We start from the raw sequence: 11,265 nt of genomic DNA on the forward strand, positions 1-11,265 counted from the left end.
CTCTGCTTCCTGAAAACAAACCCGTCCGCCAGGACGGGGTTTATGGAGCGCTTACTGCGTAACCGTCGAAGCGATCTGCTTGTCCGTCACATTGACCTTCTCCGCGAGACGGTAAGAGCCACCAGGGAACGCCACCCGTTTCACATCGATGCCTGGGTCGTCCTGCCTGATCACATGCATTGCGTCTGGACGCTCCCGGATGGTGACGCTGATTTCGCTCTGCGTTGGAAGGTCATAAAGTTCGCGTTTGCCAGGCGGCTGCCAAAAACCGAAGTACTGACGGCAACGCAACGATCCCGTGGTGAGCGAGGGATTTGGCAACGGCGCTACTGGGAACATCTGATTCGTGACGAGCGCGACTACCTCCATCACGTCGACTATGTCCACCTAAATCCGCTGAAGCATGGATGGGTTACCCGCGTCGCCGATTGGCCCTACTCAAGCTTCCATCGTGCCGTCAGGGCTGGGGTTTATCCCAGCGACTGGGGCGGTGAGCGAGCTAGTCCGGAAATGACGCGTGGAAAAGGCTTCGCCGTTTTCCACTCTACGTTCAGGCAACGACGATACGTCGACGGTGTGGGCGGTTGAGATGGGGTCCATATAACCTGTCAATCGGAAAAAGAATAATTTCTCTATTTACAAATCTCAGCCACCAAGGCTACGTGCCTCGTCTGTCGGAAAACAACACCGGTATATTACTAAGCCACGGGGCCTTCTTAAACAGCGAGAAATCTTTGACAATTAACGAAAGCGGCCGACCGGTATTTATTTTCATAGCCGGCCTATCACCAGACTCATGTGTATATATCCGATACTGCCTCCACTCATTACTGCCAAGCCTGGCACTACGCCAAATATGTGCCTCCACTACGACCGACTTGATATCTCCAGCAGAAATATGATATTTCGCATCAAGCTCCCTCCGACCAGTAGCCTTGAAAACTACTGTCAACCCCAATTCATCGATGTAAGCTTCTATATAGTCTTGGGAATCACCTAAAGAAAGCACAAAAAAAGGCAGAATTGGACAAAGCAGAAACCCACCAGTAACTAGCCAATTAATATCGGCGCTAACCCCGTATATAGCCCCTAATCCTGGCAGCACAAACGCCGCACCAAACATTATCTGCATAGTTCGTCTCGGTGGGCTAACCAAGAGCTTATAGGCCCCGTCACTACAAAGAATAATCACGTTGTTAGCAAACAAACGCATCCTGCGACAGTCCACTTTAAATCCTTAATCCATTAGAAAACAGTACGTTACGCCAGACTAATAAACCACTATACGACCGCCTACGCGTGGCATGTAGCGGCAATGCTATCCGAAGCCTCCCGCGTAAAATTTTGCGAAGGGGAAGTCGAGAAAAAATCTGTGATTGAGGTGGCAAATTCCAGGGAATTGCACGATCACCAGTTCACGCCTGTTAGTGAGGTAGCCTGGAAGAAACGCGTGGAAAAGGCTTCGCCGTTTTCCACCCTACCTCCCGCAACGTCGATGCGTCGGCGGTGTGGGCGGGTGAGATGGCGTAGGGTGGATAACGCTTTGCTTATCCACCGATACGGACCTCCTGCCAACACAACGCTCAAGGATGAGCCGCATGTCTCGATATCGCCGCGCCCAAGTGCCGGGCGCAACCTATTTCTTCACGGTCAACCTGCGTAACCGCCGAAGCGATCTGCTGGTCCGCCATGTCAACCTGCTACGCGATACGGTTCGCGCCACCAGGGAACGCCATCCGTTTCATATCGATGCCTGGGTCGTCCTTCCGGATCACATGCATTGCGTCTGGACGTTACCAGAAGGTGACGCTGATTTCGCTCTGCGTTGGAAGGTCATAAAGTTCGCGTTTGCCAGGCGGCTGCCAAAAACCGAAGTACTCACGGCAACGCAACGATCCCGTGGTGAGCGAGGGATCTGGCAACGCCGCTACTGGGAACATCTGATTCGTGACGAACGCGATTACCGCCATCACATCGACTATGTTCACCTCAATCCGCTGAAACATGGGTGGGTTACCCGCGTCGCCGATTGGCCTTACTCCAGTTTCATCGAGCCGTCAGGGCTGGAATTTATCCAAACGACTGGTGCGGGGAACAGCCTCCTGTTCCGATGCCTTAAATACAAGCCCATACTCTTGGCCCAAGCTAAGAACTAACGCTGCGCGATGCATATTGCAGCGCTCTGCGCGCTCCCGTAGCGTGGCGCCTTCGAATCGGGTTCAAGGACGACGTGATGCAGCAAAAATGGATGGATCGACCTACCCCTGACGAGGACCTCTTCGACCGCGCTCTGGAATCATCCAGCAAATTTCTGCGCCTACACATATCGATGATTCTTAAGGTCGCCCCGCCACTGTTCGGTTTCGGGATGTTCGTTTTTTATTTCTACCGCAATCACTTTTATCCCAGCTTTGACCTCTTTCAATTTTCGTCCTTGTTAATCGCTGCGGCAGCGATCGGATTCATCATCATCGGCTTTCTTGTAGTGCCTCTGTTTCTGCCAGGGCCTTGGATATTTGGCCAGTTTCTCGAACTCAGGATAATCAAGGAAGAACTTCGATATTCCCGCCCTTATCTTGCCCATCAACTCGGTTGGTGGGCTCTGAAGCTGGGCGGCCTTGTATTCGCGCTGCCATTTTTGAGTTGCGCGCTCGGCCTGCTGTCAGTACTAGTAATAGCGCCGCCTTTATTTGCTATTTCGGTTGTGCTTGTTCCAGTGCTCGTGACCCTCGTGTATGGCCTGATCATTCAGGTCGTCTTCGCGCTACCTAAATTCAGTTTTATCCGCTATATGTGGGCCGCAGTTGTTGGAGTCATGGTGGCAGGAGTTTTGGTCACATACACGCTTGGCCAATCTGCGCCGATTATAGAAGGCTTCCAAATTGGTGCTTGGAAGTGGGTGGTTTACATAGCAGTAGTTCTGGGCGTTTCAGCAATCGCAGCCATGTGCTCATTCGCTTTCATCGCTGGCTGGAATCCTGCACTGCATTTTTCTGTCTTTTTCGCCATGGTCATAGCAGGCTACAGCGGCCTACTAACTACGTTGCCTGACAAAGCAGTACAGGCGCTAGGCTTAGGTAACTTTCTAGCAGAAGCGATACTACTGGAGCCGAGTTACTGCGAAGTTCCGATAGAGCAACTGACGTTGAGCAGCGATTGTGTGATGAATAATATCCACGTCGTTTGGTCACTTGGTGAGACATTGGTACTTCGCAGCGATGACAACCGCATCGTACAAATCCCATCGAAATTTGTTCGCGCAATCATCAAACCAGCAGGTTAAGACCGTTCAGCCTCTGGCTATTATTTCGAAGGTCAGACCCTGATGCTGCCCCCCTTCGTCGACGCGCCAGGCCAAGGTGATCCGGCCGAGCTTGTTAAAGCTCGCGGCCGGGTTCTTTGCAGTGCTCATCGCTCAGAGACGGAAGCTCCCCATTTTGTGCGCCAGGTCTTCCGATAGATTGCGTAGCGTGTGGCAACTGGCGCGGCAGCGCTGAATATCGCTGTTGGTTGAGGTGGCAAGGTCGGAGATACCCTGCACGTTGCGGTTGATTTCTTCGGTCACCGCTGACTGCTCTTCGGTGGCGGCGGCTGCCTGCTGGTTCATGTCGCTGATATCTTGGATGCGTGCTGCGATGGTCTGCAGTGATTTGCTGGTCTGTTGGCTGGCCTCTACACCGGTCGCGGTGGCTGTCTGGCCAGTGCGCATGGATGTCACGGCGTCTTCGGCGCCTTTCTTGAGGCGCGCGATCATTTGCTGGATTTCATCGGTCGAGCCCTGAGTGCGGCCGGCCAGGGTGCGAACTTCGTCGGCAACCACGGCGAAACCACGGCCCATTTCGCCCGCCCTAGCGGCCTCGATGGCGGCATTCAAGGCCAACAGATTGGTCTGCTCGGAAATACTGCGAATCACCGCCAGCACTTGATCGATGGATGCAACTTGCTCAGCCAGTTGGCTGACAGCATTCGCGGCATTGCCGATATCACTGGCCATGCTTTCGATATGACTACAGGAGTCATGTACGTTCTGGCTGGCCTGCTGGGACTCCTCCAGGGCGTCACGGGTGGCGTGGGCGGCGCTGCTGGCATTGCGGGCGATCTCTTGCACGGTAAGACCCATCTCATGCACGGCTGTCGCCACCAAGTCGGTCATCTCGTTTTGCTGGTTGGTTCGACCGGTGGTGTTATCGACCATCTCGGTTACTTCGCCGATGGCCGACATCAGTTGCTGGCTGGTATGCAAGGCCGCACCAATCAGGATCCTGAGTTTGTCGTTCATCATATGCAAAGTACCCATCACGCTGTCTGCGGATGCTTGCGGTATTTGCACGGCCAGGTTGCCTGCAGCCAGCTCATTGACCACCCGGTCCACCTCAGCGGGCGCGGCGCCGAGTTGGCCGAGCATCTTGCGGTGGTTGAGGTAGATCAGCAGGCCGATTTCGGCGAACAAAGCAAAGATCAGCGCCAGGAAAAGATATTGGGCCTGGACCAGGCCTTCATCCGCAACGGTTACCGCTTTGGCGGTGCGCTGATCGAGCAGTACAAAGAACTCGTCCAGCGGCTGCATGATCTGGCCTTTGAACTGGTGATAGTCCTTGCTGTGCACCAGTTCGCGGGCCATGGCCAAATCCGGCTCGCCGGTACGGGTGTAGTTACCCTCGGCATCGGCAAACCGGCCTTTGACTGCGTTCATGGCTTTGACTTCAAGTTGCACCAGGCCATTTGAATTGGCTTGTGCTTGTTGCAACTTGGAAAATTCGGCATCGCTAAAGCCGGCTTGCTTCATCAGGTCATCGAGCGAGATTGCGGTTGTATCGGGACGCGGCTTGGCATTGCCGGCGGCTACAAAATCCCAGTAGATCCGCTGATAATCCTGGGGACGCGGGGCCTTGCCATTGCGGATATCAAGTATCTGCATGTACTGGCGTTCATATTCCGGATCAGCTGTTACCACGTAGGTGCGGCCTAGCCGGGTCAGATCATCCGAGCTTTGTCTGAGCTCATCGGCCAGTAAATAGGAGTTGTAACGTAATTCGCTGATGTCACGCAGGTCGGTCGAAGCGTGCTTCATGGCATAAAAGGCATAGAGCAGTGCGGCCAGCGTGACGGCCAGGATCGCCATCAGCAGTTGAATCGGTCTTGTATTTGAGTGTCGTGCGGGGCTCATTGAGGGTGACTCCAGAATTAAAGCGTCTGAGGAGTTCCTTAGTTGCAGTGCTGCCCGCTTGAGATGGGGCGGTTCTGTCTTGCAGTCGGCTGGTTGGTCTGCAAGGCGTTCCGTCGCCGCTCTTTGGGGTATCGGCAGTAGCGGCCGTTGTCTTGATGGTTAGGTCCTGAAGGTATGAACGTATGAAGGTCTTGAAGCGCGCATAAGGCGGCACGCCAAAATCGACTATGCCCCGCATGGGGCAAGGCTTAGTCGCTGTTTGCGTGCTCCTTACAGGCCGTTGCCGGCTTTGAATTCGCGACGACGGACGGTATGGAGATGTTCAGCGAGTAGCCTGGAAGTGACGCGTGGAAAAGGCTCCGCCGTTTTCCACGCTACGATCTGACTCGCATACATTGCCGCTATCACCCCGTCACCTCACACAACCCACCCGGCACCGCCATCACCCAATCCCTCACAGCCAGAACCGTCGGATCATCCCGGCGACTCTCCGGATATACGAGATGAAACGGCTTCCCTTCCATCACCGGCCCGAACGGCTGCATCAGCCGCCCTTCCCTCAGCTCATCCTCGATCAGCTGACGGCTCATAAGGGCCACACCTTGGGCGCCAATGGCGGCTGAGATGGCGTGGGTCTCGTCGGAGAAGACCAGCCCGGCGCTGACGTCCAACCCCGGCACGTTGGCCAGTTTCTGCCATGAAGCCCAATGAATCGGGGCGGATGCTGCACCCTGGGCGCGGAAGTGAATCAGCGAGTGTTTGGGCAGATCGGCCGGATCACGCAAGCCAAGATGAGGGCTGCAGGTCGGTACGAAGGTGTTATCGAACAGCTTCTCTGCCACCAGCCCCGGCCAGCGGCCATCGCCGTAGCGGATGGCGATATCCGCCGTGACGCCGTCCAGCGCGACCGGCTCATGGGAGGTGTGGAAGCGCAGATCGATGTTGGGATGCGAATCGCGCAGCATGCAGACCCAGGGCACCAGCCAGCGGACCGCTATGGCCGGTGTGGTGCTGAGGGTGATCGCCTGACGGCATGGCCCCGTACTGAGGCGTTCGACCGTTGTACTGATGGTGTCGAACGCCGTTTCCAGCACCTGTTGCAGCTCACGCCCTGGGTCGGTCAGCTCCAGCTTTCGGGGCTTTCGCAGAAACAGCGCCACGCCGAGCGATTCTTCCAGCGAGCGAATCTGGTGGCTGATCGCCGTGGCGGTAACGAACAACTCCTCGGCGGCCTGCTTGGCGCTCTCATGGCGGGCGGCGGCTTCGAAGGCGCGCAGTGCGGAAAGCGAGGGTAACCGGCGGTGCGCCATGGCTGAGTTTTCCTCATCTGTACCTGGAGAAATTGATCGTTTGTCGCCCGTAGAGCCTAGTCCTAGCCTGGCTCTACCGCGAATGACAGATGAACTCAGTCACAGAGGAGACCCACCATGACGCACCTTCTGCACCTCGACGCCAGCGCCCGCCCCGGCCTTGCCGGCAAGGACGCGCACGGTTCCCACAGCCGCAACCTCACGCACCGCTTCGTCAGCCAGTGGCGGTCCCGCCGTGTGCAGGACAGCATCGTCTACCGGGACATCGGCCAGAGCCCGCCCTCCTTTCTCGACCATGACTGGATCGCCTCGGCCTTTACGCCGCCAGAACGTCAGGAACCCTGGATGAAGGAGGCGCTGGCAGAAAGCGACCAACTGGTCGATGAGTTGATCACATCCGATGTGTTGGTCATCGGGACGCCGCTTTACAACTTCGGGATGCCCGCGCCACTTAAGGCATGGGTCGATCAGGTGGTGCGACTTGGCCGCACGGTTGGCATCGATGAAAGCCGACTTCCCGACGATCCCTACCTGCCCATGCTGGGAGATCGGCCTCGGCATGCGGTTATCCTCACCGCCAGAGGCGGCATAGGCTTCGGCCCTGGCGGGGAGATGGCTCATATGAACCATCTGGAGCCAAACCTGGTGACGGCGCTTAATTTCATCGGCATCACCCGCATTCATCAGATCGCAATTGAAGGGCAGGAAACGGGTGGTGAAGTGCTCGCGGCCTCGGTGGCTGAGGCGCTGCATCAGGTTGATGCCTTGGTGGAAGAGCTTCAGGCAGCGCTTGTGACCAGTCCTCAATCTTTTGTAACCCACGCCTTTGGTGCTGCTCGGGCTCAAGCTTCGTGAACAGGCGCTAATTGCCCGACGCTTTGAACAGATAGACTGCGGCCCGATTCAGCAAAACAGGGAGATTCTCATGGGAACGGACAACCTTAAAGACGCGGCCTACCCGCTCGATCAGGGCTGGAACTTGGACAACGGTTGGAAGGCGGACAGCGCCGGCAGCCGCGACGCCAGTTGGATGCCTGATCGTGGCTGGGGCCGCCAGGCGGAGCTGCCGAAGCCCAAGCCAGGTAACGGCGGCGCCTCCTTCGCTGCCTGGGAACAGAAACTCGAAACCACCGCTGAGCTTTCGGATTGGCCGCCGCCCGACATGCTCAGGCTCCCCGAGCCTCAGCCGCCCGGCTTCTACATCGTGCCGCGTAGCATGTCCGGCGAGCAGGTGCTTGCCAGACTGTTTGCCAATGCGCCCCACAACCACCTGGTCAACCGCATCAAGGCGTTAAACCCCACTTTCGCCAAAGGCTTCAAGGCCGGCGAGATGGTCGTCTTGGGCAACCTGATCAATCCAACTGCTTGCTCGCGCGAAGAGGCCGATCTGATGGCGGCGGCCGCCAAGGTGCGCGCGGCTCTGGAACCGTTGAGCGAGAGCGAAGCCGACTTCATGGCTAAGCATCAGACTGAGATCGCCGTGATGGTCGGTGGCGCCAGCCAGTCGCTGGGGATGGGTACCGATGTGCTAGGCAACGGTTTGAAGCAGATTGACGGCACGTTGCGCGATATCGAATATCTACATCAGCGCGAGTTCGCCACGCATGGCCATCTGCAAAGTCAGCAGTTCTTCACCTCCCGCCAGCAGCTCTACCGCCAACTCGACAACCAACTCAAAGCAACCTTCCTCGGCAAGCAGCTGGGCCTGGGCAGCTACCCAACGTTGCGCCAAGACCTCGGCATTTCCACCCGCAGCCTGGTGCATCACTGGAGCAAAGGCGGCGCACCGGGCCAGATCCCCGGCTACGCCACTCATATGGATCAGATTGCTAAGGCAGCTAAGTACCTGAGAAATGGAAGCTATATCGGCATTGCTCTGGGTGGTACGGCCTCAGCCCTAAAAGTTAAAGAGGTGTGTCAGGCAGGCGAAACTCAGGCATGTCGGAAGATCCGTTTTACCGAGACGGGAAGTTTCCTTGGTGCGGTGGGCGGTGGCAGTGCCGCTGTGTCAATTACTAGCCGTTTGGCAGCAGGGCCTATTTGCGCTGCCATTGGTTTGGGATCAGGCGGTATAGGTGGCGTTATATGCGCCTTGGTAATCGTCGGCGGTGCTTCCGTTACAGGCGGGTCAGGCGGCCAGGCAGGCGGAGAGTGGATGGGCGAATTCTTGTACGAGCAAACCAGACCATGACTGCTTTCTGGAATTCCTGGTGGGCATTCGCTTTTATGCTGGCCCCCTTCGTGATCGGAGCAATAGGACAAGCTATTACCGTCTATATGGTTTATTACGACTTAGATGAAATGAAAGCGGCGTTCCCTCACAGCAACCATATCCGCAACCAGTTGAACATATGGTCTGGCTCAGGATTCGTTGCGCGCTATATGCAAGTGAACGCCATAACCGGGGCGGTTCTCCTTTCTAACTTCTATCTACGCCGTGGCGAACTTGAGGCTGATGAAGTGAAAAGATTTCCAAAGCATCTCAAACCTCGAATGCTTTGGTCGACGTGGCTATTGGGGATTAGCCTCGCGTGGTTATTTCTGGCAGTAGGCCTACTCAAACTTAGTAAAAGCTGACCACATTGACCGCTTGATTCAGTCGGCTTCGGGTGGCCTGGGTAGCGTTGTCTGCGGTCTGGTTGTGGTTGGCGGAGCTTCGGTTGCTGGTGGTGCCGGTGGCGCAGCAGGTGGCGAGTGGATGGGAGAATTCTTGTACGAGCAGACGAAGCCATGATTGATTTCTGGAACTCTTGGTGGGCGTTCGCTTTTATGCTGGCCCCGTTCGTGATTGGCTTTTCGGGCATGCTCATGATTCTTGTCATGGCATACCGAAATCTCGACCTGATTCTCCACACATTCCCAAACAGCGAATATGTGCTAAGACAGAAAATGCTTTGGGGTAATAGCGGTCTTTACTCCCGTTTTATTCTAACCAGCAGTTTGGCAGCTGTAGCATTGTTCCCCAAAGGACATATAAAACGCGGAGACCTTTTGGAGAACGAAGTTCGCAGCTTGCCCCATTTCATCAAAAACCGCATGGTCATTGCTTGGTGGCTGTGCTTCGCCGGTATGGCTTGGCTGCTTCTGGGAGTCGGCCTGCTCAAGCTAACAGGAGATTGATTGCGGCATGCCAGGATCGGCAATGCACCCGAATCGGTCGTTCCGCAACTAGACTTACAAAACCTGCGCTGTTGCTCGCTTGTTAATTTAACTAATGCTATACAAGGACGTTCTCATGCCAACAAAAGACGATGTATCAATTATTAGATATGTAGGTTTATTTGCATTACTTCATGCAGCACTGATGGCAATATTTAACTTGATTGCGCACGGCTTCGATATTGACTTCGGCTCCGGTGCAAACATAGCAATGTTAATGGGCGCATCAATTATTACATCCAATCAATTTGTAGCAATCAATAAAAGAGCACCAAAACAATCAGAGAAGAATAAAATAATACTTGGCTGTTTATTAGCAACTTTTGCCATATCAGTTGTTGGGGTTCTGATATTAATCTCAGTTGCGCTAGGCTTCCAAGGGCTTACTGAAATATCAAGGATTCTCCCGAGACTCTCTGCGCTGACGTGGTTAGTCATCATGACAGCAGTAACGTTGTTCCATTATTTAATGCTAAACCTATCATTTGGATGGCATGCGAACAAATACGCCAAGAAGATTCAATTAAAAGCGTAGCGTAACAGTTGCTGGACCTGCTCATTTCATTCGCCGTGATGGCTTATGCGCGCCCCCACACTCCGCGCGGGGACGCTTTTGGAAGTTGGCCTACGCAAACTAACGAAAAGTTGAACACATCGATGCTACCGGGCAGGCGGATAAGACGGCGGCTGTGGGGTTGTGTCGGTGGGCTTGGCTGTGCGCCTGCTAAAAATCACTGGAAGCTGAACGCCTGAAAGCAAGGTAATCGGAATAAACGCGTGGAAAAGGCCACGCCGTTTTCCACCCTACTATCCCTCTTTCTCTATGGACTCGTCAGGGCGGGCCCATCACATCAAGAGATCTTCGGACGCTGGAGCCGCGCGCATTATGAGCCGGGCAACCCAAACAAGAACGTTAGGCTGAGCCTCTACATAGTCAGAGCGCTGCTACGGCCCATAACAGCGCGGTGTTTTCGCGTTTAAAGCTTGGTTACAAAGGTTCGCGCCTGGTAGAGGGCAAAGCCACTGAGCACAATAATGACGGCGACGGCGAGGATGTCGGCCCCTGGAAAACCCCAGAACTCAGACATGGTATCTCCTTGGTTGTAGTGGGTAATGCTGGCCGTCAGGCCAGTGCGGTATCGCGCATGCGTTGCCGACCAAAGTCGTTGAGCCGGAACTTGAACAAGACTCGGCCTGCACCGAAGTAAGCTTGGTCGTCGAGCTTCTCCTCAACGCTTTCGATGATGCCGCTGGAGAACAGGTCCGTCAGCGTGACGCGGGTATTGCCGCGCCAATAGGCGCCGCTAAGATCAAACTCTTTCATCAACGCGTCGGTGACCTGCCAGTCCCAGATACCGGCATCCTCTTTGGCATTGATCAGCTGAAGAATGCGGCCCTTCATGTGCAGTCTATTCATGAGTTGCTCCTGTCATCACGCGTTGGCCGCATTCGCGGTGGCGCTAGCCGTATTGCTGTCGGTCTTCACGGCGCGTACCACTTCGAGTACTTCGTCGTTCTCCGTGTACATGACAAACCCGCCTGTCACAAACAGCGCCAGGCCTACAAGGAAGTTCTGAACCGCCCCGGCTTTCCCGGAGGCTCCAACTCTTGAGAGGATGGAGCCATGAA

Annotated in this window: 11 protein-coding genes and 2 pseudogenes; 8 read left to right on the forward strand and 5 right to left on the reverse strand. The window is 55.4% G+C overall.

The features are described from left to right. Positions 1-42: 42 nt before the first annotated feature. Positions 43-588 (forward strand): REP-associated tyrosine transposase, encoded by a 546-nt coding sequence (locus tag AC2LD7_RS21300; RefSeq protein ID WP_484599634.1) that lies wholly within the window; start codon positions 43-45, stop codon positions 586-588. 70 nt (positions 589-658) lie between these two features. Here the strand turns inward: AC2LD7_RS21300 and AC2LD7_RS21305 are convergent, their stop codons facing one another. After that, on the reverse strand, positions 659-1,132 hold the full coding sequence (locus AC2LD7_RS21305) for a hypothetical protein (RefSeq protein ID WP_484599624.1): 474 nt from the start codon (positions 1,130-1,132) through the stop codon (positions 659-661). 466 nt (positions 1,133-1,598) lie between these two features. On the opposite strand from AC2LD7_RS21305, the pseudogene AC2LD7_RS21310 reads away from it, so the two are divergent. Both AC2LD7_RS21310 and AC2LD7_RS21315 read left to right on the forward strand, forming a co-directional pair. Next, positions 1,599-2,119 (forward strand): annotated as a pseudogene (locus AC2LD7_RS21310) (REP-associated tyrosine transposase). Positions 2,120-2,233: 114 nt separating this feature from the next. Then, positions 2,234-3,283, forward strand: a complete 1,050-nt coding sequence (locus tag AC2LD7_RS21315) for a hypothetical protein (protein WP_484599625.1) — start codon at positions 2,234-2,236, stop codon at positions 3,281-3,283. Positions 3,284-3,415: 132 nt separating this feature from the next. On the opposite strand, the gene AC2LD7_RS21320 is transcribed toward AC2LD7_RS21315, so the two are convergent. Further along, a complete protein-coding gene (locus tag AC2LD7_RS21320) occupies positions 3,416-5,167 on the reverse strand; it encodes a methyl-accepting chemotaxis protein (protein WP_484599626.1) in 1,752 nt (583 codons plus the stop codon). Between the two features lie 404 nt (positions 5,168-5,571). After that, complete coding sequence (locus AC2LD7_RS21325; protein WP_484599627.1) at positions 5,572-6,477, reverse strand: LysR substrate-binding domain-containing protein; 906 nt, start codon at positions 6,475-6,477, stop codon at positions 5,572-5,574. 117 nt (positions 6,478-6,594) lie between these two features. Between AC2LD7_RS21325 and AC2LD7_RS21330 the strand changes: the two genes are divergently transcribed. The 5 genes from AC2LD7_RS21330 to AC2LD7_RS21350 all read left to right on the forward strand — a co-directional run bounded on the left by AC2LD7_RS21330 (position 6,595) and on the right by AC2LD7_RS21350 (position 10,171). Then, positions 6,595-7,332 (forward strand): FMN-dependent NADH-azoreductase, encoded by a 738-nt coding sequence (locus AC2LD7_RS21330; RefSeq protein ID WP_484599628.1) that lies wholly within the window; start codon positions 6,595-6,597, stop codon positions 7,330-7,332. A gap of 70 nt (positions 7,333-7,402) precedes the next feature. Continuing rightward, the gene (locus AC2LD7_RS21335; protein ID WP_484599629.1) at positions 7,403-8,668 is read left to right on the forward strand and encodes a hypothetical protein; all 1,266 of its coding nucleotides are present in this window, start codon (positions 7,403-7,405) and stop codon (positions 8,666-8,668) included. Further along, on the forward strand, positions 8,665-9,054 hold the full coding sequence (locus AC2LD7_RS21340; RefSeq protein WP_484599630.1) for a hypothetical protein: 390 nt from the start codon (positions 8,665-8,667) through the stop codon (positions 9,052-9,054). The genes AC2LD7_RS21335 and AC2LD7_RS21340 overlap by 4 nt, the downstream gene beginning before the upstream one ends. Positions 9,055-9,207: 153 nt before the next feature. After that, positions 9,208-9,597, forward strand: a complete 390-nt coding sequence (locus AC2LD7_RS21345) for a hypothetical protein (protein WP_484599631.1) — start codon at positions 9,208-9,210, stop codon at positions 9,595-9,597. 115 nt (positions 9,598-9,712) lie between these two features. Continuing rightward, positions 9,713-10,171: an ABZJ_00895 family protein gene (locus tag AC2LD7_RS21350; protein ID WP_484599632.1), complete on the forward strand. Its 459-nt coding sequence runs from the start codon at positions 9,713-9,715 to the stop codon at positions 10,169-10,171. A gap of 588 nt (positions 10,172-10,759) precedes the next feature. On the opposite strand, the gene AC2LD7_RS21355 is transcribed toward AC2LD7_RS21350, so the two are convergent. Next, complete coding sequence (locus AC2LD7_RS21355; protein WP_484599633.1) at positions 10,760-11,053, reverse strand: hypothetical protein; 294 nt, start codon at positions 11,051-11,053, stop codon at positions 10,760-10,762. A 15-nt stretch (positions 11,054-11,068) separates the two neighbouring features. Next, positions 11,069-11,265, reverse strand: a pseudogene (locus AC2LD7_RS21360) (hypothetical protein); the annotation flags it as partial.

The sequence above is a fragment of the Stutzerimonas sp. genome (assembly GCF_982611455.1).